Below are 25,763 nucleotides of genomic sequence, written 5' to 3'. Positions count from 1 at the left end.
GACCAATTGGTGGAGAACAGTACCTTGAACCAAAAAATCCCTTTATTTTTTATTGAACTAAACAACTTAAGAAATGATGATGATGACATCATAACTACCTCTGAAAACATGTATGCTTTTGTGCAGAAATATTCTGAATTTGTTGAAAAGGTTGATTCCACAGCCATGGAAAATGGGCGTTATCACTATAATTTAAGTACGTTCATTAATCTTGAGATAACGGATTTAAGCAATATCGCATGGGATGTTTCTAAGTCAACTGGAATATTCAACGAATTTGGATATGATTGTCTCTACGACCTTCAGGCCCTTTATAACACTCAGGATTTAGTGAAAAGTCAAATGAAAACGGCGACAGAGGCCCTGCGAAATAAATCGATCGAAGAATTGGCCAGTACACTTGGATTTATGAAACAACTGGAAGACCAACTTGCGGAGCAGTACCAGGATATGCTGGAAAGCATTGATGAATGTAAATAACGTATCTTACGTTTCATGAAACTTCAAACTACGGTTCCCTTAGAAAAAGCGGATGATCCTATCGATTACCACAGTAATTTACTCTTGATGGGTTCCTGTTTTGTGGAAAATATGGGAGGGAAGTTGGACTATTTTAAGTTTCAGCAACTGCAAAACTCCTTCGGAATCTTGTTTCACCCACTTGCTATAGAAAATCTGGTGCAACGGTCATTGGAAGATTCGCAATACAAAGAAGCCGAAGTTTTTGAAAGGGATGGCATTTGGTATTGCTTTGATGCCCATTCCGAGGTTCGGGCCAATTCTCAAGAGGCATTGCTCCAAAACCTAAATCAACAACTCCATGAGACTCGACTGAGGCTGCAAAATGCGACCCATATCATCATTACCTTGGGAACAGCATGGGTGTATTGGCATAAAACAACAAATAAGATAGTGGCCAATTGCCATAAGGTTCCCCAAAAAGAATTTTCCAAAGAATTGCTGCCTATCGATAACATAGCTGTCAGTTTGGAAAATGTGGTTAAAATGGTCGGAAATGTCAATCCTGATGCCCAATTGATATTCACCGTTTCACCTGTGCGTCACCTCAAGGATGGTTTTGTGGAAAACCAACAAAGTAAAGCCCATCTCATTTCAGCACTTCATAAGGTTTTGTCACCTCGAGCGCGTTCGAGAGGTCTTTATTACTTTCCGGCCTACGAAATTATGATGGATGAACTCCGAGACTACCGTTTTTACGGAAAGGATTTGGTGCATCCCAATGAGTTGGCGGTGGAGTACATTTGGGAGAAGTTCAAATCGGTTTGGATTGATGCGGATTGTTTCCCTGTCATGGATGAGGTTGACAGTATTCAAAAAGGGCTTTTGCACCGACCGTTTAACCCCGATTCCGAAGCCCACCAAAAGTTTGAAACGTCTCTCCGGTCAAAAATTACGTATCTTCAAGAGAGGTATCCTTTCATGAAATTTTAAAAAATGAAGAAAGTACTGGTTGGAGCCATCATTGCGTTGGCCTCTGTTTTGATCTATAAATCCTGTGCCGATGAGCGTGAACGGAAGACACTACTTCAAGAAAGTTCCATGCTCATTCAACAGGAATTAAAGAACGTTTCCAAACTTATCGTGACCGAAGGTCATTTTGTGGAAGTCTACAATTACAAGGATTCGCGGGCGTTGTTCGGTTCCTTGGTCACTGCGGATAAAAAGGCGTTGGTGGTGGCAAATGCCGAAGTCACCATTGCCTACGACCTTTCCAAAATTACCTATGATTTGGATGAGGCCAACAAAACCATTACCCTTACCCAGATTCCCGAGCCTGAGGTTAAAATCAACCCTGATTTTGAATACTACGATGTTACCGCGGATTATTTGAACCCATTTAAAGCTGAGGATTACAATCTGATCAAAAAAAATGTAAACCAATCATTGCTGAAAAAAATTGAAGCCTCCACGCTGGTATCCAATGCCGAAAACCGACTGCTCAGTGAACTTTCCCGTATTTATGTGTTGACCAATTCCTTGGGTTGGACCTTGGTCTACGGTGAGGAACCTATTGATTCCACGGAAGAATTACTTGACCTTCGAAAGACTGTGCTCGATTAGTTCAATGCCATCATCAATCAAATGCCCCACCTTGGGATTATTTTGTTTGATGGACTCCAAATGGTCCAAAATTTCTTGTTGAAAGGCTTCATCATTGCCCTTTTTGGCCAATTCATACAATTCCACGGGCAATAGCCAATCATTGGGATGGTTTTCTTTTAGTTCTTTGAAAACCTTGTTTCGGGAAATGGTGGTGTTTTTTCCTTCCCTGAACTCCCGAATCTGCAAATAGTACTGTTCCAGCTGTTGGCGTTCCTCACTTTTCTTGTGTTTGATGGTAGTTTCAGTAATCTCATGGGTGATGAGGTCAAAACTATTCAAATCTGCTGGACCATTAAAAGCCGAGACCACATGTTGTCCTACAGCCATGTTGTAGAGTCCCCAATCGGGTTGAAAGAGCACTTCCCCGTTATAGGTTACGGTGCAATCCTGGAAGGTTACCAAAATAATCTTACCACGAAGGTTTCGGGTTCCGGTAATGATGGTGCCTTCTACGGTAACACCACCTTCAAATTCCAGCTTCACCTCTTCTCCCTCATAAATTTTATAGGCCTTTAAATCCCTAGGACCCATGTCCTCAATGGCAATATTGATGCCTTTTAATTTACCGATGGGCGTTCCAAAACCATCCGCGTGCTGGGCAATGCTATGGCCGACCAATTCTTTTTCTCGATAGGCGAGGGCCGTTGCTCCTTTGGTTTGGATGTAAATGGGTTTTCCTTCGTGTTCCATCACCTTGTCAAAATTCCCCGATATCTGCAATCCGGTACTGAGCTCAATTGTGCCCAGTTCCTTGGAGTTAATCAGTTTTTGAACCCCGGAGAGTCCGCCTTTTCGTAAAGCCATGGTATTGGCAAAATCTTCCAAAACCTGACTCAGAAAAGCAAAATCCGGTGTAACGAAGAGCTGCGGTTGTGGTTTGGTAATGTCAAACTCTGTATGGGCAGCTTCAATGGAATAGGGAATCTTCTTCACCTTGTCCGTCATGCACCACGCACTTTCCCCGATGGAGGACAATAAGCCCGCTCCATAAATTTTTGGGTTGTCCACCGTACCGATAAGCCCATATTCTACGGTCCACCAATGTAAATTTCGGATTAGGGCCATTTCACTGGGGGTGCCCATGTTTTTTTGAAGGTGTTCAATATGTTTTTCAGCCTTATCAATCTCCTCTTGTGGCGTTCCTGCTGCTTCTTTTATGATGGATAAATGCCGCACGGCGTGATATAGCTCATAATCCTTGGCACTTGAAATCGCTTTGCAGCCAATTTCCCCAAATCGCCGTAAATATTCCGCATACTCTGGATTGGCAATGATGGGCGCATGGCCCGCCCCTTCGTGGATGATGTCCGGTGCCGGGGTGTATTCAATGTTTTCCAGTTGGCGAATATCCGAAGCGATTACCAGCACATTATAGGCTTGGAACTCCATAAAGGCCGAAGGCGGAATAAATCCATCCACGGCCACGGCGGCCCACCCGATTTCCTTCAAAATACGGTTCATACCGTACATATTGGGAATATGGTCGATGGAAATCCCGGTTTTCTTTAATCCGTCCATATACGAACTATGCGCCACCCGACTCAAATAATCCACATTTTTACGCATCACATACCGCCAAACGGCTTGGTCAATGGGGGAGTACGCCTCATAATGTTGTGGCTTTATAAACTGTTTGAGGTGCTTGGGCAACTTGTCCAATATGGGATTTGATTCGTAGCTCATAAACGTATTTTCCTTTTTTAAAGATACAAAATCGAAATGGGTCAAACGTAAACTGGAAGATATGGGAAATAAAAAAACCGCCCAAAGGGCGGCTTGTATTTTTAGTTGGAGGCAACTGCAGTTGTGGGCGGGTACTCCTGCAGAATTTGCGAGACAAACTCTCGGATGCGTTCCTCTTTCTTTTCAATATTGCTAGTGTTGTTCAAAGTGCCTACACCGCGACCTTGCCATACCAGTTCTTTTTTATTGGCATCGATGACATCAATATACAGGGAACCCTCCGTGCGGGTGCTGACATTATTGCCCCAGCCCCAGCCCCAACCGGGACCCCAGACCCAAGGGTTGTAGAATCCGCCATAACCCCAACCAAAGTTGTTGTTATAGACATCTACGCGCTCACGTTCCTTGGTAAAAATGCTGATGAGCACATCGGGTTTTTCAGATTTTACGAAGCCACGCGAACCCAGTTCGTTTTCAATGGCACGCAGGATGCGTTTTTTGTCCAAATCGGAGATTTGGGCCTTATCGATACCTGTTTTGTAAAAGGCGTAGCTTTTGTACGTATTAAAGTCCGCCTGTTGATCGTAGTCGGAAACCACTCTGACGGAGCTGCAAGAAGCCAATAAAATGAGGGCCAGCGCAGCCAAAGTGAATAATTTTACATTTTTCATAGTACTATTTTTGAATTCATTGAGATTACTAAATACGTCACAAATATTATGCCGAATGCGATTTTAGCGTCTCATGTTTGTTTTTGCGCTGTACCCATAAGGACAATGCCGGCACCCACTTTCACAGCAATATCCCCTTTTTAGGAGGTATTGTTCCGTGAACACCTTGTATCCCTCTTCCGAAAAGTAAAAATCGCCCTCTTCCAAGGGAATGTATTCCTTCATACGTACAACGCAAGTTCGCTACATAAAGTTACAATTTTCATGGGAAAGCCCCTAGGGTTTTAAGATTTCCAAAACAGGGTTATTCACCGAAATTGTTGATGGTATTATGGACAGCATTCAATTTTCTCCCCTTTTTGCTGTTATATTTGCAAGGAACCCATGATAGTTTTCAAGTGATATTGGTATTCAAACACTTCTTTTACAAAAACTACGTCGGACTATCGGTGTGGCCCTTTATTATTCTGAAGGAAGGGTCGCTTAAAGCGGATGAAGTGCTCATCAACCATGAGCGTATCCATCTGAAGCAACAACGAGAACTCCTTATTTTGCCCTTTTACCTTCTTTATGTTTCTGAATGGCTATTACGTACATTACTCTATTTGGATAGCTACCGCGCCTACCAGAACATCAGTTTTGAACGGGAAGCGTATGCCAATGAGAAGGACATGGACTATCTCTCCAAGCGAAAAGCCTTTGGCTTTGTCAACTACCTGACGCGATAAGGCTCCAATTTGAAAACACCCAATCAAAAAATAGAGTCGCCCATTCTTGATGAAAAAGAGGTGACCTTGTTTATCAAACGGGAAGACACCATCCATCCCCTCATTTCAGGAAATAAATTCCGAAAGCTCAAATACAATCTGCTGGAAGCCCAGAATCAGGGTCAAGATACCTTGCTCACCTTTGGTGGAGCCTTTTCCAACCATATTGCGGCGGTGGCCTGTGTAGGGCATGAACAGGGGCTCAAGACCATTGGGGTGATTCGCGGGGAAGAATTGGAAGGGAATTGGCAAGACAATCCAACCTTGCAACTGGCGCATAATCACGGGATGCAGTTTCATTTTGTGTCGCGAAGTGCATATCGAAATAAAACCAATACGGATTTTCTTCAACACTTAAAAAATACCTTTGGTGAATTTTACCTGCTTCCTGAAGGCGGAACCAATGAACTCGCCATAAAAGGGTGTACCGAAATCCTGAACGAGGACGATACTATCTTTGATTATATCTGTAGCAGTGTGGGGACAGGCGGCACCGTGGCGGGCATCATCAATTCTACCCAACCCCACCAGAACGTTTTGGGGTTTCCCGCGCTGAAGGGTGAATTTTTAAAGGCGGATATCCGTACATTTGCCCAAAATGAACGTTGGCAATTGGTCACTGATTATCATTTTGGGGGCTATGCCAAAGTGACCCCGGACTTGGTGGAATTCATCAACCGTTTTAAAAAGGGGACCGGAATTTCGTTGGACCCCATTTACACAGGAAAGCTGGTTTTTGGTATTTTTGAACGCATAAAACAGGATTTTTTCCCGAAGGGAGCCCAAATTTTGGCTATCCACACAGGGGGATTGCAAGGGATAAAGGGCATGAACCAAGTGTTGGAACAAAAAAAATTACCGTTATTGGACGTATGATTAAGCGAATAGGATATGTGGTGTTGATTGCATTTTTGCTGACCAGTTGTGGTGCGAAAAAAAGAAGGACGACCCATAGAAAAGGGGCTCCTGTGGTGGTACGGACCGAAGAACCTACCACCAAGACCACTACCGATTTGGACACGGAGGTGACCAAGGACCTCTATCCCATGCCCGAAGACCCCGGGCGGTTTGAACGTTTTCCCATTTCCGATACCGAGGAATATATTGAGACCTTTGCCGAGGTGGCCCAGTACGAAATGCGTGCCTTTGGCATTCCAGCCAGTATCACCTTGGCGCAGGGCATTTTGGAAAGTGGTTCTGGGCGGGGGGAGCTCACCTTAAAGACCAACAATCACTTTGGAATCAAATGCCATACGGGTTGGCAGGGCGAATACGATTTTCATGATGATGACGCCAAAGGGGAATGCTTCCGAAAATACAACCACCCCATGTTTTCGTTTCGAGATCACAGTATTTTCTTGTCCTCACGCTCCCGTTATGCCTTTTTGTTCAATTACCGAAGGGATGACTACAAAAAATGGGCGCACGGTCTCCGACAGGCGGGCTATGCCACGGATAGGCATTATCCACAAAAGTTGATTGCCCTGATTGAACGATATAATCTGCACCAATACGATGAGGCCGTTGTGGAAGGGGGTCTGTCCACGGTTCGGGAACCCAAACAATACGAAGTGTTTACCCACATTGTAGAACAGGGCGATACGCTTTATGCCCTCTCCCGCAAATATGAAATCTCGGTGGATGAGATTCAACGACTCAACAATTTGAACGGGACCAACATTTCCATTGGACAGGTGCTGAACATCCGAAAAGAAAAAGCAAAATGAATACGGTCCAAGTGACCAAAGCATACTACACGCATTTATGATCTACCAACGAAGCAGTGCCCTCTTTGCAGAGGCGAAAAAATACATCCCCGGAGGGGTAAATTCCCCAGTACGGGCGTTTAAAGCGGTTGGGGGTGACCCCATTTTTGTGAAGGAGGCCAAGGGCGCCTACCTCTATGATGTGGATGGCAACCAACTCATCGATTACATTGCCTCTTGGGGGCCGCTGATTCTAGGCCATGCCTATGAACCTGTGATCAATGCCGTGATCGAAAAGGCTAAAAAAGGCACTTCGTTTGGCATGCCCACCGAAATTGAGACCGAAATCGCCCAATTGGCGGTTTCCATGGTGCCGAATATTGACAAAATCCGCTTTGTGAACAGTGGTACCGAAGCCTGTATGAGTGCGGTGCGTCTCGCGCGCGGGTACACGGGCAAGGACAAGATCATTAAGTTTGCAGGCTGTTACCACGGTCATTCCGACGCATTTTTGATTCAGGCAGGGAGTGGCGCCGTGACCTTTGGGAGTCCCAATAGCCCTGGGGTAACGCAAGGCACTGCCAAGGATACCCTTTTGGCGGATTACAACGATTTGGAAGGAGTAAAAGCCTTGGTGAAAGCCAATAAAGGCGAGATAGCCGCCATTATTTTGGAACCCGTAGCGGGCAATATGGGGTGCATTATCCCCACGGATGAGTTTATGCACGGTTTGCGGAAACTCTGCACTGAAGAAGGCATTTTATTGCTCTTTGATGAGGTAATGACCGGCTTTCGTTTGGGAAAAGGGGGTGCGCAGGAAGCTTTGGGTGTGGATGCCGATATGGTCATGTTTGGAAAAGTGATCGGGGGTGGATTACCCGTAGGGGCTTTTGCGGCCCGAGCCGAAATTATGGCCCATTTGGCCCCGGAGGGGCCGGTATACCAAGCGGGAACCCTAAGCGGAAACCCCTTGGCCATGAGTGCCGGACTCGCCATGCTTACCGAACTGAACAACCGACCGGAAATTTTTACCAGCCTTGCCGAAAAAACCGAATACCTGCACAAGGGTATTGCCCAAACACTGACCGAAAAAGGGGTGACCCACCAGATTAACCGCTATGGCAGTATGATCTCCGTGCATTTTACAGACGAGCCCGTGGTGGATTTTGCCTCCTCAGCCAAGGGCAACAATGCTACCTTTAAAAAATACTTCCACGGGATGTTGGACAACGGGGTGTATTTGCCTCCCTCTGCTTTTGAAAGCTACTTTCTCAATGATGCTCTCAGCTACGCCGATTTGGACAAGACGATTGAAGCGGTGGGGAAGGTGTTTTGATAACTAAAACATAAAAACATATAAAGGTGATTATCAATTCAATTCCACTTTTAATTCTATAATGTCTGTTTTGGTAAAATGGGAGATATTATTTTAATGGATTATTAGGTACTTTTATTTATTGCTTTAGCCAATTCAGTTACATTTTTCATTACCGAGTCTAGCGTTTTTGATGATGTTTCTGAAAGATTTTCGCTGGGATGTTTTGCCTTTCTTATACTCATTAATATATCATCAATATCAATGAACATGTTCGCAACCTTCTTATTAAATTCTTTTTTCAATGATTCTTCCAATCCAACGAGTTCGGCAACAAAAGTTGCACCACCCCCAATGAAATTGTATAAATGAGAGTACTTTAAATGAATTAAATGATAAATTTTATACTGGTTATAAAGAAAAACCGATAATATCCCAAGCGTTATTGAAACAAGTAATCTAATACTCCACTGAAACCAGATTTCTAGATCATTAACTTTAGGTATTAAAAATGAAGATAAAACCATTAAAGGAATAAGGATAACAGAACTTACAAAAAGATTAAAAAAACGATTTTTTTGCTTTTCTGAATTTGTTTTTTGTGCTTTAACGCTCTCAGCAAAAGTGTCTTGTAGTTTGTATTCAGCTTTTAGTGCAACCAAATCTTGTATTCCATCTTCTACTTGCTTTTTAATTTCGCTTGCTAAACTGTTAATGTCATTGTCAACTTTGGTTAAAATCTCCTCCTTTAACGCTTCTACACTTTCACTATGTTCAAACTTAGGACTTATATCATTGACAAGGTCTTCTAACTCACCAAAAATTTCAACCCCTTTATCAAAATGATTTATGTAGCTATTTAAGTTTTGTTGCCTTGATACATTGGACCACTGTTGGTTCCAAGCTTTGAATTGAGTTGTGTCAAATTCAACTATTTTTTTGTTTAATTCATTCCAATTATCATTTGTGATAAATGGAGAATTTCTTATCTGGTGAAAGTAAGACCTCTTCTGAGCAAATCTCTGCTGGATTTCATTAGCCATTTGTTGAAGTGATGCTCCATTTAGACCTTCTAATTCACTTTTATCATATATTGCCATTTTGATTGGTTTTGATTATACTTTACGGTCTCATAAAGGCCGTAGTTGCCTGGACTAATGTGTTGCTAACTGAGATATGCCAAACTGAAAATGAAGTGGATTTACAGAAATTGGCGAGAACAATTGGTTATTAAAAGCCAATTTAGTAACAGTTTTTATTTTATTATTTTTTCTTCATAACGTTCAGGCGTTAAAGTGGAACTTATAATTGGCTTTCCACAATCAGGGACCATAGCAGCAAATCTTTGATAATCACAAGTGAAATCAACAAGAAATTGGGTATAGTCAACCGCATCTGCTAATGAAAGTAGTTCATATTGTCCTTGGATTGGAGGCATTTTCGCATTGGTATGAGTTACCAAATGGGAAATAAATTCTGTTCGTCCTATCCAACATCCACCAAATGTATGGTGGCCATCAACTATGTTTGTCCATTTATTGTATTCTCCTGTGGTCAAAGGAACTTCGTTAACAGTAATTGTCCCTGATATAACCAACCAGCTTTCTATTCTGGGTTTTGAAACATCTTGATTAATGTGGCTGCTTACAATAAATTCTACGTTTAATACTTGTTGTGCCTCTGCAAGATTTTCAATATTTAATTGTTTTCTTAATTCTGTTTTTATTCCATCTAAAAAATGTCTAACTACATTGTCATAACTCCCATCTCCATCATAGCTCTTTTCAAGAGATTTAAAGATTGAGTAGATTGTCTTGTGGTTTAGCAAAGCTATTCCAGCAATACAAATGGCATATTCATTTTCATTTATGTTTAAATTAAATAATTTACGTGCCATTTTTGACCAACTTATCGGAACGTTAATTGGCTCAGCCAAATCAAAAACCTGATTAGTCCCTCTTTGGGTTGCTTGATTAATTGTTTTGTTCCATGTTGTTTGACTGTCTGCCGCAAGGGCTATACCATCAGGAACCGCTATTGCTATACAAATTGACATATTTTAAATTTTTGTTATTAGGCTACAAAGCTTTTATATGGATGTAAAAATGCTTCTTTATTATGCCAAATTACAATCTACCATAAAGCTAGTATTGCGGAAAACCGTAATCGTGCCATTTTATGAAAATTTACTGTAGGAATTTCAGGCAACGACTTGAGAAAGGGGGAGTTTTAAGTGGTTAAAGTACAGAATTTCAGTCAATTAGCATAGCGGAAAAACCATAAAAAAACTGGGGGAAATCTACAATGTACAATTGACAGTGAACAATTTTTTGGGTGAAGGGTTCAAGGCTTATGGTGCAAGGGTTAAGAGTGAGAGGACGAAGTGGAAAGAACGAAGTTGTGAAAGTTACGAAACCCAAGAAAAAGGAAATAAAGCTTAGATTTTACCTTTCACCATTTGCCCGTTTATCCCTTTTTCTTTTTCCCATTGCCAGTAACCGTATCTACCAGTCCAGCCTTAAGGCCGATCCATAAATAATTGAAGAAGGATTTGTCCGTGTTGCGTTCCACCTCAAACGAGCCATAACGGTAACCATCGGGGTCGGTATCGGAATTTTTTCGGGCAAAAATATTCACCACGGCCGTAAGCAGTTTGTTCACGCCCAAACGGTCCTTTTTCAACACCACAAACTCAAATTGGTCGTAATTCATTTTAATGTCCCCGGTGGATTGCACTTCATTTCCACTGATGGTGAAGTACATCTGGTTCACGGTTCCTTTTACTTCCGCCCTGAGGTTGGTTTTTAGGAAAGGGTTAATGGATTCGGTCTCAAAATCACTGAGCGTACCCGAAGCCAAAAAATTGTTGGCCTTGCTCTGGGGGTCAAAGGACCAATCGAGGGTAAGGGCACCATCTCCCATCAGTTGGGCCTCCGCCTTCACCTTGACCTTGCCCTCTTTTTTGCTGTGCAGGTTGTTGATGCTGGCCGAAAGTTCAGTAAAACGAAGACTGTTCGGGTCCACATCGGGCTCCAAGCGTTCCTCGTAGGTGAGCGTGCCGTTTTTAATGGCAATGGTGTCCACCTGAAGGTCCAGTGGCAAATCCCGAAGTGCTTGGTTGTACAGTTTTTTATGGGTGGTGTCATCGGGCAGAAGTTTATCCCGATACACCTGAAAATGGGGCTCTTGCAGGGTGATTTCTTGGATATGTAGCTGTGGTTCTTCAGCCTCAAACCCAAATTGAAACTGGTTTAGGCCAATCGTGCCGATGATAAGCTCGTAATGGTCATGCTCTACCAACAATTTTTTAGACAATTCCTCCCTACTGTATTTGGAGCGCAGTACGAAATTCGTAATTGAGCTTTCCTCTGGCGAAAACTGCAATGCATCAAGCTGCAAAAACTCGTAAGAACCCATGTCATAATACAATTTTTGGGTATGTAACTGATACTTGCCGTAGGTAAACGGAATTTTATTTTGGGCGGTTTCTGGGTCGAACTGAATGTCGCTTACAGAAAAATTGATGCCTTTAATGGATAGTTGGGTACTATCCGTTGGGCTTTCGAGAATCTCCAATTGACCCTTATTGATGCTAAAATTTTCAATGGTAATCACCGTTGAATCTTTCTTTTTTGAAGTGGTTGATGGGGTTTTGGCGGCATCCTTTTTGGAGTTTTGTAGGATCATTATCGGTTCATCCAAACTCAAATTTGAAACCGAAATACCCCCTTTGGTCAACAAGGTCCAATACCCCAAACCAGACACTTTAATTCGTTTTGCTTGAACATGGAACAATTGCTCGCTATGGTCCAGACTGATGTCGTCCAGGGTGATACTGCCCAAAAGTACGTTGGTGCTCAGGGAACCGTACTCCAAATTCATGTGAGAGGGCACATTTTGGGAAAGGGCGGATTTTACCTTGTTGGTGAACAGGAATTGGGCTCCCACACCCAGTACCACCAAGATAAAAATGGCACAAAGGGCCACGGTTCTCTTTTTTACTGTTCTTCTTTTTCCCATGAGCGGTTTGAGCATGTTGTGGACTATTGTTCTTCCCCGTCCAGAATGGAAGATACATGGGATGGGGTTTTGATTTGAAAAGCTTTGTCGCCGTTCAAAATGATGGGATTTTGAAAAACTTGAGGACTTTTCTCCAGAATGTGGAGCCAATCGTTCTCATCGGTGATATCAGGATTCTTCCCATATTTGGCCACAAAATCAGGGTGCTCCGTATTGATGATATCTTTAATGGGAATGTTCAATAGGCCTGCCAACTCGGACCATTGTGTAGCGGTGACCTTGGTTTTGGACACATCTATCTCCATTACTTTTTTTTCGGAAGCACGTATATAGCCCAAAGTCTGCTTTCCGATGGTGGTTGCAGAACTGTAAAAGAATTTTATTTCACGGTCATCTCTTGAAATTACGCCCATGTCATCCATTAAGTTAAGGTTTTTTCCAAAATAGTATATGTGTTGCGGTCCCTTTAACACTATCCGTTTTTTTAGTGTCTTAAAAGGGATTATGGGTATTTGGATAAAAAAACCGGAGCATTTGCTCCGGTTTTCACACAAACTAACTGAGTAAAAAAACAAACTTTTTAAGAATTGCTCTTTAGTTAACGGTCAATGTGGTCTTGCCCGCATTGGGGTTGTACACATAGTTAAAGGTGTAAAATCGAGACTCATCTGTCATGGCGTCAATTTCAGTGGGGGCGTCCTTATAGTAGCTTAGGATTTCCACTTTGGCATATTTTCCATCATGTGTTCGGAACACCAAAATTTTACCGGGAATTGGGGTAACGGTGAATGTAGCAGGATTGTAGTTGTACCAACCATTATCACTTCCCGAAGCTATGGCAAAAGCGCCTGAGGCATCTTGTTCAAAGGTGAGTCCATCGGCTGAGGTGATATCGGCAAAAGTACCATTCGCAATAGATACGCCCGCGTCTCCATTTCGTTCCGGTTCATCGTCTGTTCCCGTTTCGGAACCGCCGTTCACGGCAATGGTAGTACCTCTAAAAGCAATATCCCATTCCGTATCGCTGGTAGTGACCGCGCCAGTGGCAAAGCTAAATTTGGTGAAAGGGCCACCTACGGGTTCTCCCTGACCACCGGTTTGCGGTGCTGGAATATTACTTGCGGTACTGCTCTCAACAGCTACAAGGTCTGGATTGTTATCATCGTCGCTACTGCACGCTGCAAAGGCGAGCAAGATACAGGTGATTGTTACTGATCTAAAAATGGTTTTCATAAAAATGGATTAAAGATTAAAATTGAATAATAAATCGAGTAAAAAATTGAATGCCCGGATTAATGAGCACTTCATTGTCTTGTGCAGCCAGAGGGTTGGATCCTTTAAAATCAAGCAGATTGTTTAGGCCGCATTGAAGGTGGTAACGCTTGAAAAATGTTTTTCCCAAGGCCAGATTTACCAATGCATATCCTTTTACAAAGGATTCATCGTATGCATCCAATATAGCGTTACCATTGCGGTCTGTATACCCAAACCGACTTCGGTACGTGACCCTTACATTGGCATTGGCCTCCCATTTGGGGATTTCCCAAAAAACCTTTGCATTGATGGTATGGCGCGAACGGTTTTCCAGTCCAAAATAATCTGATTTGGACAAGCGGACGGTTTCCAGAGTCTCAGGGTCTCGGGCAAAAACCTCACCATTGTTGACCGCATCTTTCTGGTCCTTGTCAAACGCATACAGTAATTGATACCCTAGCGAGAGACTTATATTTTCTTTGGGCTTGTATTGAAAATCTGCTTCCAGCCCTTGCGTGTACACACGTTCTCGGTTGATGTAGCCAAAAACATTCTGCCCATTGGTCTTGGATGCCAAGATTCGGGTATCTATCAGGTTTTTAAAGTCGTTTCGGAAAAGATTCAAGGTTGTGGACAGTTTTCCCTTTTTATAGGACATCCCCAGATTGTATCCAACAGAACTTTCGGCATCCAGCGGTTGGCCCAGTTCCGCAGAATCCACCTGTAAGGTGGCAATTTCGTTATTGTCTTGTAGTCGTTGAATGCCCTCTTGCTCAACTTCCTTTCCAAAAACGGAGTACCCGCCTCCAGCTGCATTGGTAAAATCCAAATACAGTTGTCTAAAATCAGGCGCCTTAAAACCGCTGCCCACCGAGCCTTTAAGGGCAATATTGCGAGTTATGCTGTACCGAGCCGATATTTTGGGGCTCAGTTGGGAGTTGTATTCGCTGTGGCTGTCAAAACGAGCGCCCGCTATGATGTTGAGCTTTTTGGAGGGTTTAAAGTCGTATTGGGTAAAAATGTACTGGGATTCAAAGGATATTGTATGAGCGAACAAGGAGCGTTGCAAGTTCTCAAAATTATACCCACCACCTATTGTTAGCGTATTGTTAGCCGAAAAGGTATGGTTGAACCTGATTTCAGGACGAAAGAGTTTCTGGTCAAAGTCATTGGCAATGAGTAATTCATTATCGATGGGGTCTATGCTTTTTTCGTCCGTAATGTAGTTGGTGTAGTACAATTCATATTGAAAGTTGGTCTTTTTGGAGAGGTTGTGGTTGATGCGTAGGTGGACATTGGCATCTTTTTCCTCGCTACTGCTTGGCGCAATTGAAAACTCTTGGAAGAAGTAACGGCCAGAGGCAAAGACATCCAGATGCTCGGAAGCATCAAAATACACACGCCCATTAAAGGTATAGTTGAAAAAGGGTGAGATGGTCTGTCCTTCTTGGGAGGGGGCAAGGTCATATCCATCCGTACTAAGTCTGTCGGCAAAAATGGAAAACCCAACCTTTTTGGTTCTTTGGTTAAGGTTGACCGTACTGTTTTGATTGTTAAAACTTGCGGCCCGGTGGGAAACTTGTCCGCTTATTTTTTTTGAGGTAGGTTTTTCCGTTATGATATTGATGACACCTCCAAGCGCTTCAGAGCCAAAAAGGCTGGATGAAGGCCCTTTCACCACTTCTATCTGTTTAATGTTGCCAATGGCAAGCCGGCTAAGGTCCAGATTTCCAGAGCTTCGACCAACCAAGGGAACCCCGTCAATCAGCACTAAAATATAATCTGAAGCAATACCTTGTATTTGAACACCTTCGCCACCTCCAATCGTCGCATCGGGGACCATAATGATGCCCGTTTGCTCATTCAGGATTTCATTTAAACGGGTGACACCGGTCTGCTGCAATTGCTTTTTTGGAATGAGTGTCACAGGCTGTGGCAAAGAAGATAGTTGCCTATAGGTACGGGTGGCGGTAACCACCACTTCGTTCAGATTTTGCAAGGCCATTGAGTCTTTTTCCATAGTATCAGCTTCTTGCGCAAGAACTGTGACGCAGAAAAAAAATGAAAAATAAATCAAAAACTTATTTTTATTTAGACTCATTCTAGTTAGATTTGTCGCAAATATATAAGTTATTTTAATTCAGTCTAAATAATATTAATATTTTTGAGAAATCAATTTTGAGCAGTCTAACTAATTAACACCTATGAAAAAATCAGTCATTTTTGCATCGCTTGCTTTTGGATTGGCATTTGTAATGCAGGCCCAAGAAAAGAAAGAACTTGACCGCAAAGCCATAAAGGATATGTGTGGTTGTTTTGAAATCACTTTTAAGTACACAGAGACCTTTGCCCCAGAAATCGACTATGAAAAAAAGCTGGATTATACCGCCAAAGCTTTGGAGCTGGCTATCCCCATTGTTGATGAAGAGAACAAAATTTCACTGCAGCATTTGTTGGTGGTCCATGACACCGTGGTCATTAAACACTGGCGTCAAGATTGGTTATACGAAAACCAAAATATGTTCTATTATGATAAGGACAACAATTGGACGTTCCAAAAACTTCCAGCCGATGCTGTGAAAGGGCAGTGGACCCAGAAAGTGTATCAGGTGGACGATAGCCCCCGATATTCGGGTTCGGCAACGTGGGTGCACTATGATGGCAAACACTACTGGGAGAATGAAACGGATTCCCCGCTACCACGAAGGGAATATTCCAAACGCAGGGACTACAATGTGATGAAGCGGGGGAACCGACAGGAAATTACTTCCTATGGTTGGATTCATGAACAGGACAATGACAAAATAATCCGTAAGGATGGTCAATCGGATGTATTGCTCGCCCAAGAAAAGGGAATGAACATTTACACCAAGGTAGCCGATGACAAATGTAAAATAGCCCAAGACTGGTGGAACCAGCACAAGGATTTTTGGGCCAAAGCCAGAGCTTCATGGGAGCAGGTTTATGATAGAAACACCAATTTGACCCTACTTAAACAGGTGGATGAAACACCGTTGTTCATGCATTTCTACACCTTGGAAGAAGCCAATGCTGGCCAAGAACAGATATCACAATTGATAAATACATTTATTGCAGACAAGAAGGTATCCAAAAATGCAGAGGGAAAGTAAGTTTAAGGTTTTGAGTGTGGCCGTAATTTTTACGGCCCTTTCCCTCGTTGGATTTGAAACCCAGAAAATATCACCCCGACTCCAGGAAAAAATGGATAATGCAGTGCAGACCACTTTTGAAGTTGAGGAATTCACCTTGGAGCAGCTCCCAGTGGACGTTGGATTGAACGCAAAGACCCCCGCAGAGATGGGAGGAGAAAATTTGTTCAACATCCTAAAGGATGGCAACTGCTTAGGCTATGTATATCTGGGTGAAGCACCCAGCATGAAAAAGGTTTTTGATTATGTGGTGCTCTTCAGTCCAGATTTGAGCATTAAAAAGTCCAAAATATTGATATACCGCGAAGATTATGGTCGCCAAGTAGGGAGTCAACGTTGGCTAAAACAATTTATAGGCAAAAAATCAGGGGAAAGTTTGGCCTATGTTGAAGATATCGATGCCATCTCAGGCGCTACCATTTCCGCCAAATCCATGACCTTGGCAGTAAGTAATGTGCTCTTAAGCATGCAGGTTTTGGAAGAAAATAATTTTTTTGAGTGATTGTAATGTTGTCAAAATCGCTTGGGCCACCTGAAAGGGTGGCCTTTTTGTTTGAAGAAGATGTGAACTTTCTGGCTAACTTTGGGCAACTTCAAGTTTATGAACCGGGATATCATCGACATCAATGATTTTACCATTTTGGTGGAGGAGGCCAAGGCCGATGCGCCAACAAAAGACGCTTGCCTGTTTGATGAACCGGTGATTGCTGTGGCATTCTATGGCTCGGGAAATGTTGATCTAGCGGTAAAGTACGAGAACACCCAAAAGGATTTTCAATATACCAAGGGACTGGCCCTCTCTTTTTATGCTGATGAAAAGGTGGTGTTTGAGCATACGGTTGCTTCGGACAAACCCTTGGAGTGCATTGTGATTGCCACCTCGCCCCGGAATCTTGCAAAATTGCCCAATGAAGAAGGGGAATTATTTGCTGAAATGCTCAATCAATTGGTGAATCCAACCGACCCTTATGTGGAAGGGCCACAATTTTTTATGACCCCGGAAATGCAATCCGTGGTGGACCAGATTTTTCACAATTCGTATGAGGGGAAAACCAAAATGATGTTTTTCCGAAGTCAGATTACGACATTGCTGTCCCATTTTTTTGGACAATTGGCAACCATGGACAAATCGGTCATCAGAACATCGGAACGGGAAAAATTATTTCAGGCCAAGGAAATTCTTTCCAATCAATTGGACAATCCGCCCTCCTTGACCGAACTTTCCAGACAGATAGGACTCAACAGTTTTAAATTGAAAAAGAACTTTAAGGAGGTTTTTGGGGTTCCGGTATTCAAATACCTTCAAAACCAACGGATGGAAAAAGCCCACGAACTCCTCCGGAATCATGAAGCTACGGTACAAGAGGCCGCTTGGCAAGTGGGCTATGACAGTCTGAGTTCCTTTTCCAATGCCTTTGCCAAAAAGTTTGGGTATCGACCTAGTGAGATTCGACAATGATCTACTTTAATTTTCAGAGACTGCATAAAGAGCCACTTTTTCCTCTTTTCCCTTTAGGGAAATGCTGCCCATTGCAGTAAATGCGTATATGTTGGAACTCAGATTATTGACCAAGGTTTCAGAAATCAACAACTTACTTTTCAATATATTGCACTGTCCTTGTATCCGTGCTGTGGTATTCAGGGTATCCCCATGATAGGCAATTTCCTTCTTGTATTTCCCCACTTCGGTAACGGTGACCATGCCAACATGCATTCCCGCTTTGAAAAAAGGGAGTACCCCGTACTTTTTTTCATAATACCGACGCTTTTTCTCCAAAGTCAATTTAAAGTTATAAAAGGCTTTGAGGCAGTGGTCATTTTTCAATCCGTTCTTCAAAGTCCAGGTAAGTACGGCTTCATCCCCCACATATTGGTAGATTTCAGCGGGGTTGTTTGCTATTGCATTTCCAAGGTCATTAAAACAATCCTGAATCAGTAAACTATAGTTTACATGCCCCAATTGTTCTGCAAGTTGCGTGGAAGAATGCAAATCCAAAAACATGAAAATGCGTTCCTCTTCCCGTGGCGTATAAAATTTTCCTTGCATGAGTTTTCTCAAATTCCCTTCGCCCAACATTAAATTGATTTGCCGCAGGAGGGTCAAAAACACATCCACCGAAAGCACATAAAAATAGATGGCGGCACTTCCAGCGTCCATGGCAAAGGCTACAATTCCTAAAGAAGTTCCAAAATAGAATTGATACACCGCATAGGCTCCCAAAATAAGCAGCAGCAGGAACAGGATGCCATAAATAAATCGGAAGATGAGCAGGGTGATCAACGAACGGTTTTTCTGCACCCGTTCCTCGGTTAGGATTTGGGCAAAGCCGGAAATCAATCCCATAATGGGTCCCAAGGTCACTGAAATCAATAAGCTGGAAAGCAAATCAAACTTGAGACTGCCCATTTCCATGGTACCCACACCACGCACTATACTCAGATATACAAAAGCAAGAGTCCAACCAATACAATAAAACCGAATGATCCGCCATCTGCGGTTGTTGCTGAAAACCAAGGCCATTTTTCAAAGTTATCCTTTTCAAACAAATCTTACTGCTTTTCAAACAAATAGACCCAGCGTATTTGGCGCAATTTTGCCCTGTAATCATCAAACAAATACAAAAATGAAATTTTTTAGAGCGGTATTCATAGGACTTATCATCTGGATTTTGGGAGTGGGTATTTTTCTACTGTCCTATTTTATCCCGGTTATGGATGATTTGGATTTTCAGGCCAATCTGGTGCTTTCATTGGCAGTGATTCCCTTGGTTTGGATGGGTTCGTGGTTCTACTACATCAAATACACTAAAACCCATGGATTGAAAATAGGGGCAATAATGTTTATGACCAGCGCCTTGATGGATGCCCTTATTACGGTTCCTTACCTGATGGCCCCTTATGGAGAATCTTATTACAGTTTCTTTATCGCACCTGGTTTCTGGCTGATAGCCGTGGAGTTTGTTCTTACTGTTGTGCTGTTTTGGAATTTCAGGGTGAAGCCTAGTAAACACAAAAACAATCAATTCAAAATAAAATAATCTAAAAACAAAAGAAGAAATCATGAAAGCAAATTATTTAGTACTTGGCGGAAAAGGAAAAACTGGGCGTAAGGTTGTCCAGAAATTGAAACAATTGAATCAAAACGTACGGATTGGTTCACGAAGTGAAACCCCATCTTTTGATTGGGAAAATCCGGAAACTTGGACCAATGCCTTGGAGGGAATGGATAGGGTCTATATCACTTTTCAACCGGATTTGGCGATTCCCGGTGCTCTGGAAGCCATTGAAGGTTTTATCAAAATAGCAAAACAAAAGCGAGTTAAAAAAGTAGTGCTTTTGTCCGGGAAAGGAGAACGGGAGGCCGAACTGTGCGAGCAGGTGGTGATCAACTCGGGGATTGACCACACCATTGTGCGGGCCAGTTGGTTCAATCAGAATTTTAGTGAAAGTTTCTTTTTGGATTCCATTTTGGCCGGGCACGTGGCATTGCCCCAAGCAGAGGCCAAGGTGCCTTATGTGGATACAGATGACATTGCCGATGTGGTAGTGGAGGCTTTGATCAACGACGACCATAATGGTGAAATCTATGAATTGACAGGTCCACGCTTCTTGACTTTTGAACAAGTAGTTAATGAGATTGCAAACGCTTCGGGACGTGATATTACATTTACGGCCATATCACTTCCAGCGTATACCAAAATGATGGAGGATTTTGGTGTGTCTTCGGATTATGTTTGGTTGATCAATTACTTGTTTTCCGAAGTGTTGGGCAATAAGTCCAATGAGGTCATCACCCACGACATTGAAAAGGTGCTGGGAAGAAAGCCTAAGGATTTTTCAACGTATGCAGAAGAAACAGCCGCAACTGGGGTTTGGAATGAAGAGGTTGAGGCGTAAATCAGATAAGGTTTAAGGCAAGCAGGCCCATAGGGCCTGTTTTTCTATTTAGATCAATGTTACTAAATAGCTATAGACCATTCCAGATAGGATAGCGAGCCCAAAACTCAGCAATGTGCCGATAAGGACATACTCGGTAAGCTTACGGTTCTTGCCCTTGTTGAGGTCTCCAAACCGGAAAACGGATTTGGCAGCAATCAACAATCCAATGGCGGCCCATTGTTGAATCAAAATAAAGCCGAAGACAAAAAGACGCTCCAACATGCCAATATAAGTGCCTGCATTTTTCAAGGAGCCGCCCTCAGTGGATTCATCGTCTTTTGCAATTTCATCGATATAAGGCGCCAATAACATCCGCATAAAAATACCGCAGACATAGGTGACGAATACCAAAAATGTAATCAATAAAAGAGTCTTCTCGCCAAATAGTGTGCTGAAGTCAACCTCAAAAGGGGAAATCCAGTAAATCATGGCCACAATGACCAAAAGATGCAGGATTTGGTCCACCACAAAAAGCCATCGGTAATTTTTCTCATTGGTAAGGCTGAGTTTACCCACGTCAATTATAAAATGGGATATAACAATGATAGCCACGGCACCTAAATGTTGAAATTGAAGGATGAGCAGTAGGGTCAATAGATGAACCCCAATATGCCAATAGAGGTATTTGGATTTCCATTTGTTCTGCAGCTTTTTCTCCACCCAATGACCGGGCTGGAGGGCAAAATCGCCTATAAAATGGGCCAAGATCAGTTTTAGGGCCAGTATCATAGTTGGGAGAGTTGGGATTGGTAGAATTGGATCATTTTTTGGATTTCATCAAAGCCAGCCTTGTTCAACTCCTCACTTATATTTCCTTGGGATTTGTGAAGTAGGGTGGCCAGTTGTTTTTGGTTCATTTCTGGATTTTCAATAGCACTTTTTACTGTTTTGGAGATGGCAGGTGTCCAATCATCCATAGTAAGAAGAGCCAGTTCCAACATCAGGGTTATGTTTGTGTCAAAATCAGGATTTACTGTTTTTATGCCCAGATGTTGTTTTTTGAGATTTTCAAAACACTCGCCCGAATATACAAAAGCAGGTCCATTGGACTCCGTTATTTTTTCGGCATCATAGGTTTTTTCGCCTAGCCCAATGGCAATCCGCACATCCAAATTGCGAATCTGTTTAAGAGCAGCTTTTATATACACAGCAGCTTCCAGGGCATTTTCTGGAGTGGTTTCCAACTGAAAACTATCACCCCGATAAATTTCCCAAGCTTTGGGTTCTTTCCCATATCTACCCAAAGCTTTCTTTAATTCGGTTAACCATTTAGTGGCTTTGTGTGCCGATGAGTTTTTGATGTCTCCTGTAAGTATGGCAACCATAGTAGTTGTATTAAAAATATCCGTTAATCAGCAGATACATGCAAATATCTGTAAAAAAGCAGATATATACAAATATCTGTGAAAAAGCAGATAATTAAAAATATTCGTAAAATGGCAGATAATTGCCTGATGTGTCTACGAAAATGGATTTTCTCTGGTTTTAACAAAGAAGAAGCCGCACCCATGGCAGGCGCGGCTTCTAAAAATCAACAAAAAACACTATCCTCTTCTTCCGCTCTCCTGCATTTTCTTTTTGCCGTGATGCGCTTTCGCGAATCGTAGTTTTTTTCTTTTTGTCTGTACTGTTTTTAGGTTAATACAGCGAAGGATACCAACAGTGTCCAAACTACTGTTAGTTGTTTTAAATGTTTAAACTTTAATGATTCATTGTTTGAACAGGGGCGTTGTCCAATTGTGAAATCATTAAATCAACATTTATAAAGCTTTTGATAAAGGATTTTGGAGAAACCTACTTTTGTTCCTCTTCAAGATCGGATTTGGATTTTTTTAGTTCGTCGACATCATGGAACTGCGTTTCGACAAAGGTTTCTGAACCGATTTGTTCTTGGAATTCATCCTGTTGTTCTATTTGGTAATAAACCAAGGAAGAAATTACAAAACAGGAGAAAAAGATGAGGCTTTTTGCTTTGTAGGTCATGATTTTTAAGATTTGGGATTACTAAAGTAATTAAACCTTTTGTCAATCTCCACGATATGTTGCGAAATGCTCCCATTCCGATGTGAATGGGATGAAATACATGGTATAATCGACAAACTGCAAGGTTTATAAACAAAAATACAAATACAGAAGTAAATTCCTACAAAATTATAGGATTAATCGTTGTAATGCCGTTCGCTAGAAGCGTTCCGTATCTTCTGAATGGTTGACTTCATTCAAAATAATTGGGTCATAATGGGGCATTTTAAACCATGCGGTGCTTTCAAAGTAGTTAGGAACCCATCAATGCAGACCGTTAAATAATTCTTAATCCCAATATTTTTTGTGAAAAGGGCAAACCTTTGGGAATCCTGCGTTTTACTGATACTTTGCGCTGTAACGCTTTGTTTTATGGGGCTTCAGAGGAATCTATTTTTCGTAAAAAAATCTAAAAAGGTGTAACATTTTAAACCCATTATAGTCTTATAAGCATATCATCAATCACAAAATTCAATCAAAAAATGAACAAGTTTTTAGTAATTTATGGATGTGTGCTTTTAAGTAGTACCGCCATAGCAAGTGACCAACAAAGGACGGTGGTTACAAACCTCAAACCAGAGACCACCAGTACCTTGGAAAATGAGTTTACAGCGTTGCATATCAATGCTGAGTGGAGTGAAGCAAATTTGTCCGATGGGACGTATGAGCTGAATTTGGACGACATAGTGTTTATAGAGGAAGAAGCCGATTTTGATCTTGGTTTTGATACGGCCGATTATCTTCCCGAGGATTTTGACCCTTATAAAACCTATTTTGATTTGAATTCCATCATATACCTTACAAGTGAAGTTGAACAAGAGCTTGGATTTGATACCAAGTCTTACCTCCCTGAAGGATTTGATCCCTATACCCAAGTTGTAGATGTTCATGGCATCAATTATTTGGAAGATGAGGACATGGAGTTGGGATTCAACACCAAAGATTACCTTCCAGAAGGATTTTCACCTTATGAAGTCTATGTGAATTTGCACGCTATTCAATTCATTGAGGATGAAGTGGAATTAACTCTTGGTCTGGATAGTACATATGAATTGCCAGAGGGTTTTGATCCTTATACCAATGTTTTGGAAGTAACTTCCATCAACTACATGGAAGATGACGAAATAGAATTAGGTTTTGATACTTCAAAGTATCTCCCAAAAGATTTTGACCCTTATGCAGGGACAAAGTAGTAGGATGTTTTAGTTTTCATTTTACAAATTTTTGAGTTAGTTAGTTATGAAAGGCCCTCCTTTGGAGGGCTTTTTATATGAAAGTTGGTTTTTTAGCGTTACAGTTAATGTAAGATGTTGGTTAACAAAAAAATAACATGGCTAATCAACAAAGCGTAAAAAGCAAAGAAATGGCTTTAACGCTATCAATCTTACAAGATTTTAGAATATGTCTTATGACTTTTTCACTGAATCTATATAAGGATTGAAAAAGTTGTTGTCAGATAGTTCTAAGTGGTTCGTTAACAAAAGTCTAATTAAGAAAATATTCACTGTAAAGGGTTATACCTTTGTAGTGTAAAAAGCATATAAAAGTAGAGTTGAGTTAGTTTCTTACTATTTTTTTGAGTTAGTTAGTTTGTCAATGGCCCTTCCGATCGGAAGGGCCATTTGTTTTAGAACAGAACTGGAACTACGAACTTGAACACAAGAACCAATAGTCCCACTGCAATAAGGTTTAAAATAACACCCACACGTGCCATTTGGGCAATCTTTACATAACCACTGGCAAAGACTATCGCATTTGGTGGTGTGGCCATGGGCAACATAAAGGCACAACTGCTGGCAATGGTTACAGGAATCAGCAGATAGAGGATGGGAATGTCCAATCCAAGAGCAATACCGGCCACCACGGGTGCCAAAACCGCTACCAGGGCCACGTTGCTCATCAATTCGGTCATAAAGAGCATCAAGAAAATCAATAAAGTGGCTGTGAGCAATATGCTGATTTCGCTTTGGGCTATGGCATCGGCCACCATGTCCACTATGCCGCTTGTTGACATTCCTTGGGCCAAGGCCAAACCACCGCCGAACAAAATCAATATGCCCCATGCCAATCTTGAAGTATCCTTCCATTCAATAATAAAGTCGCCTTTCTTTATGTTGTACGGAATTGAAAACAGGGCAATGGCGGCAAAAATGCTGATCATGGTATCCGTAAGCTCCAGAGCAGGGAACATGGCATTGATCAAGGTTCTAAAAATCCAAAGAAAAACAGTAACGGCAAAAATTACCAAAACCATTTTTTCCTTTCCTGAAGTGGGTCCGAGTTTTTCAAGTTCTGTGTGAATGACCTCTTTGGAAGCATTGAATTTTAAATCCCGATTGGGGAACATCCATTTCACCAAGACCAAATAACAAATGCCAATCATGATGATGGAAAAAGGCAATCCCAATGTCATCCATTTTAAAAAGGAGATTTCGGTATTGTATTCATTTTCCAAAAGTCCGATCAAGACCGAATTTGGCGGTGTTCCAATTACGGTGGCAATACCCCCAGCATTGGCCGAAAAGGCAATTCCAAGCATGACACTCAAAGCAAAATTTTGATCGTTTTTAGTGAATCCATCCGCATCATTGATCAAAAGGTTGATGACGGACAGCGCAATGGGCAACATTACCACCGTACTGGCCGTATTGCTGATCCACATGCTCAAGGAAGCGGTGGCAATCATAAACCCCAGAATCACTTTATTGGGTGTGGTCCCAGTTAATCTAATGATGTTGAGGGCTATGCGGCGATGGAGATTCACCTTTTCCAAGGCCAATGCCATAACAAACCCACCAAAAAAGAGAAAGACAATGGGACTCCCATAATTGGCCCCAACTTCGGCAATGGGCAATATTTTGAGGATGGGCAAAAGTAACAGGGGCAAAAGGGCGGTCACTGAAATGGAAACGGCTTCGGTAATCCACCAGATGAGCATCCACGCCGCAACAGAAATTACGGCATCCCCTTTTTCAGAAACCAGTTCTACGGGTAAATATGTAAGAGTCAGAAAGGCGATGGGCCCAAGAATCAGCCCTATTTTTTTGCTTAGTTCCATTTGGGTTTCTAAGCTATGCTTTTTTGTGAAATAA

General features: G+C 42.1%; 28 protein-coding genes. 14 read left to right on the top strand and 14 right to left on the bottom strand.

The annotated features are described in order from the left end of the window. The first annotated feature begins 9 nt into the window (after positions 1-9). Genes FG28_RS03640 through FG28_RS03630 form a run of 3 tightly spaced genes read left to right on the top strand, consistent with a single transcriptional unit; the run spans position 10 to position 2,082 of the window. The gene (locus tag FG28_RS03640; RefSeq protein ID WP_036380071.1) at positions 10-480 is read left to right on the top strand and encodes a hypothetical protein; all 471 of its coding nucleotides are present in this window, start codon (positions 10-12) and stop codon (positions 478-480) included. A gap of 15 nt (positions 481-495) precedes the next feature. Continuing rightward, positions 496-1,452, top strand: coding sequence for a GSCFA domain-containing protein (locus tag FG28_RS03635; RefSeq protein WP_036380068.1), 957 nt, complete (start codon positions 496-498; stop codon positions 1,450-1,452). A 3-nt stretch (positions 1,453-1,455) separates the two neighbouring features. Further along, positions 1,456-2,082 (top strand): DUF4230 domain-containing protein, encoded by a 627-nt coding sequence (locus tag FG28_RS03630; RefSeq protein ID WP_036380067.1) that lies wholly within the window; start codon positions 1,456-1,458, stop codon positions 2,080-2,082. Here the strand turns inward: FG28_RS03630 and FG28_RS03625 are convergent. The 3 genes from FG28_RS03625 to FG28_RS20755 all read right to left on the bottom strand — a co-directional run bounded on the left by FG28_RS03625 (position 2,050) and on the right by FG28_RS20755 (position 4,703). Continuing rightward, positions 2,050-3,807, bottom strand: coding sequence for an aromatic amino acid hydroxylase (locus FG28_RS03625; RefSeq protein ID WP_036380066.1), 1,758 nt, complete (start codon positions 3,805-3,807; stop codon positions 2,050-2,052). The genes FG28_RS03630 and FG28_RS03625 overlap by 33 nt on opposite strands. Before the next feature lie 101 nt (positions 3,808-3,908). Further along, on the bottom strand, positions 3,909-4,478 hold the full coding sequence (locus tag FG28_RS03620; RefSeq protein WP_036380064.1) for a DUF4136 domain-containing protein: 570 nt from the start codon (positions 4,476-4,478) through the stop codon (positions 3,909-3,911). A gap of 63 nt (positions 4,479-4,541) precedes the next feature. Next, complete coding sequence (locus FG28_RS20755) at positions 4,542-4,703, bottom strand: DUF5522 domain-containing protein (RefSeq protein ID WP_197062547.1); 162 nt, start codon at positions 4,701-4,703, stop codon at positions 4,542-4,544. A 173-nt stretch (positions 4,704-4,876) separates the two neighbouring features. On the opposite strand from FG28_RS20755, the gene FG28_RS03615 reads away from it, so the two are divergent. From FG28_RS03615 to hemL, 4 genes are read left to right on the top strand one after another with little or no spacing between them, the layout of a single operon-like run. After that, the gene (locus FG28_RS03615; RefSeq protein WP_036386124.1) at positions 4,877-5,206 is read left to right on the top strand and encodes a hypothetical protein; all 330 of its coding nucleotides are present in this window, start codon (positions 4,877-4,879) and stop codon (positions 5,204-5,206) included. A 9-nt stretch (positions 5,207-5,215) separates the two neighbouring features. Then, complete coding sequence (locus tag FG28_RS03610) at positions 5,216-6,121, top strand: 1-aminocyclopropane-1-carboxylate deaminase/D-cysteine desulfhydrase (protein ID WP_051947169.1); 906 nt, start codon at positions 5,216-5,218, stop codon at positions 6,119-6,121. Then, a complete protein-coding gene (locus FG28_RS03605) occupies positions 6,118-6,972 on the top strand; it encodes a glucosaminidase domain-containing protein (RefSeq protein ID WP_036380063.1) in 855 nt (284 codons plus the stop codon). The genes FG28_RS03610 and FG28_RS03605 overlap by 4 nt, the downstream gene beginning before the upstream one ends. A 37-nt stretch (positions 6,973-7,009) precedes the next feature. After that, positions 7,010-8,287: a glutamate-1-semialdehyde 2,1-aminomutase gene (gene hemL, locus FG28_RS03600; RefSeq protein ID WP_036380062.1), complete on the top strand. Its 1,278-nt coding sequence runs from the start codon at positions 7,010-7,012 to the stop codon at positions 8,285-8,287. Positions 8,288-8,391: 104 nt separating this feature from the next. Here hemL and FG28_RS03595 read toward each other — a convergent pair whose 3' ends face one another. From FG28_RS03595 to FG28_RS03570, 6 genes are all read right to left on the bottom strand, one after another. After that, positions 8,392-9,366 carry a hypothetical protein gene (locus tag FG28_RS03595; protein WP_036380060.1) on the bottom strand — a complete coding sequence of 325 codons (975 nt, stop codon included), beginning with the start codon at positions 9,364-9,366 and terminating at the stop codon, positions 8,392-8,394. Positions 9,367-9,521: 155 nt separating this feature from the next. Beyond that, positions 9,522-10,322 (bottom strand): hypothetical protein, encoded by an 801-nt coding sequence (locus FG28_RS03590; protein ID WP_036380059.1) that lies wholly within the window; start codon positions 10,320-10,322, stop codon positions 9,522-9,524. Positions 10,323-10,732: 410 nt separating this feature from the next. Next, entirely contained in the window at positions 10,733-12,286 is a 1,554-nt protein-coding gene (locus FG28_RS03585; RefSeq protein WP_231562593.1) for a DUF748 domain-containing protein, read from the bottom strand. Positions 12,287-12,309: 23 nt separating this feature from the next. Continuing rightward, positions 12,310-12,708, bottom strand: coding sequence for an arsenate reductase family protein (locus FG28_RS03580; protein ID WP_231562592.1), 399 nt, complete (start codon positions 12,706-12,708; stop codon positions 12,310-12,312). Between the two features lie 172 nt (positions 12,709-12,880). Next, positions 12,881-13,519, bottom strand: a complete 639-nt coding sequence (locus tag FG28_RS03575; RefSeq protein WP_036380056.1) for an HmuY family protein — start codon at positions 13,517-13,519, stop codon at positions 12,881-12,883. 16 nt (positions 13,520-13,535) lie between these two features. Next, positions 13,536-15,560 (bottom strand): TonB-dependent siderophore receptor, encoded by a 2,025-nt coding sequence (locus tag FG28_RS03570; RefSeq protein WP_197062546.1) that lies wholly within the window; start codon positions 15,558-15,560, stop codon positions 13,536-13,538. A gap of 184 nt (positions 15,561-15,744) precedes the next feature. Between FG28_RS03570 and FG28_RS03565 the strand changes: the two genes are divergently transcribed. The 3 genes from FG28_RS03565 to FG28_RS03555 all read left to right on the top strand — a co-directional run bounded on the left by FG28_RS03565 (position 15,745) and on the right by FG28_RS03555 (position 18,169). Beyond that, positions 15,745-16,671 carry a DUF6607 family protein gene (locus FG28_RS03565; RefSeq protein WP_036380054.1) on the top strand — a complete coding sequence of 309 codons (927 nt, stop codon included), beginning with the start codon at positions 15,745-15,747 and terminating at the stop codon, positions 16,669-16,671. Next, the gene (locus FG28_RS03560; protein WP_036380052.1) at positions 16,655-17,212 is read left to right on the top strand and encodes an FMN-binding protein; all 558 of its coding nucleotides are present in this window, start codon (positions 16,655-16,657) and stop codon (positions 17,210-17,212) included. Before FG28_RS03565 ends, FG28_RS03560 begins: the two co-directional genes overlap by 17 nt. 99 nt (positions 17,213-17,311) lie before the next feature. After that, positions 17,312-18,169 (top strand): AraC family transcriptional regulator, encoded by an 858-nt coding sequence (locus FG28_RS03555; protein WP_036380049.1) that lies wholly within the window; start codon positions 17,312-17,314, stop codon positions 18,167-18,169. A gap of 6 nt (positions 18,170-18,175) precedes the next feature. On the opposite strand, the gene FG28_RS03550 is transcribed toward FG28_RS03555, so the two are convergent. Beyond that, positions 18,176-19,231: an adenylate/guanylate cyclase domain-containing protein gene (locus FG28_RS03550; RefSeq protein WP_051947167.1), complete on the bottom strand. Its 1,056-nt coding sequence runs from the start codon at positions 19,229-19,231 to the stop codon at positions 18,176-18,178. Positions 19,232-19,334: 103 nt separating this feature from the next. On the opposite strand from FG28_RS03550, the gene FG28_RS03545 reads away from it, so the two are divergent. Beyond that, positions 19,335-19,748 (top strand): DUF5367 family protein, encoded by a 414-nt coding sequence (locus tag FG28_RS03545; RefSeq protein WP_036380048.1) that lies wholly within the window; start codon positions 19,335-19,337, stop codon positions 19,746-19,748. A gap of 22 nt (positions 19,749-19,770) precedes the next feature. Next, a complete protein-coding gene (locus FG28_RS03540; protein ID WP_036380046.1) occupies positions 19,771-20,607 on the top strand; it encodes an NAD(P)H-binding protein in 837 nt (278 codons plus the stop codon). A gap of 48 nt (positions 20,608-20,655) precedes the next feature. Here FG28_RS03540 and FG28_RS03535 read toward each other — a convergent pair whose 3' ends face one another. Both FG28_RS03535 and FG28_RS03530 read right to left on the bottom strand, forming a co-directional pair. Then, positions 20,656-21,378, bottom strand: coding sequence for a DUF3307 domain-containing protein (locus FG28_RS03535; protein WP_036380044.1), 723 nt, complete (start codon positions 21,376-21,378; stop codon positions 20,656-20,658). After that, positions 21,375-21,974, bottom strand: coding sequence for a MarR family transcriptional regulator (locus tag FG28_RS03530; protein ID WP_036380041.1), 600 nt, complete (start codon positions 21,972-21,974; stop codon positions 21,375-21,377). The genes FG28_RS03535 and FG28_RS03530 overlap by 4 nt, the downstream gene beginning before the upstream one ends. A 78-nt stretch (positions 21,975-22,052) precedes the next feature. Between FG28_RS03530 and FG28_RS20560 the strand changes: the two genes are divergently transcribed. Beyond that, positions 22,053-22,256, top strand: coding sequence for a hypothetical protein (locus FG28_RS20560; protein WP_156102195.1), 204 nt, complete (start codon positions 22,053-22,055; stop codon positions 22,254-22,256). A gap of 187 nt (positions 22,257-22,443) precedes the next feature. On the opposite strand, the gene FG28_RS03525 is transcribed toward FG28_RS20560, so the two are convergent. After that, positions 22,444-22,632, bottom strand: coding sequence for a hypothetical protein (locus FG28_RS03525; protein WP_036380038.1), 189 nt, complete (start codon positions 22,630-22,632; stop codon positions 22,444-22,446). A gap of 521 nt (positions 22,633-23,153) precedes the next feature. Between FG28_RS03525 and FG28_RS03520 the strand changes: the two genes are divergently transcribed. Then, positions 23,154-23,864 (top strand): hypothetical protein, encoded by a 711-nt coding sequence (locus FG28_RS03520; protein ID WP_036380037.1) that lies wholly within the window; start codon positions 23,154-23,156, stop codon positions 23,862-23,864. Positions 23,865-24,298: 434 nt separating this feature from the next. Here FG28_RS03520 and FG28_RS03515 read toward each other — a convergent pair whose 3' ends face one another. Then, positions 24,299-25,729, bottom strand: coding sequence for a DASS family sodium-coupled anion symporter (locus FG28_RS03515; protein WP_036386110.1), 1,431 nt, complete (start codon positions 25,727-25,729; stop codon positions 24,299-24,301). Positions 25,730-25,763 lie beyond the last annotated feature (34 nt).

This window comes from Muricauda sp. MAR_2010_75 (assembly GCF_000745185.1).
In the GTDB taxonomy this organism is placed as follows: domain Bacteria; phylum Bacteroidota; class Bacteroidia; order Flavobacteriales; family Flavobacteriaceae; genus Flagellimonas.
The sequence above is the reverse complement of the archived record's forward strand: the minus strand, read 5'-3'. Positions and strand labels throughout refer to the sequence as shown.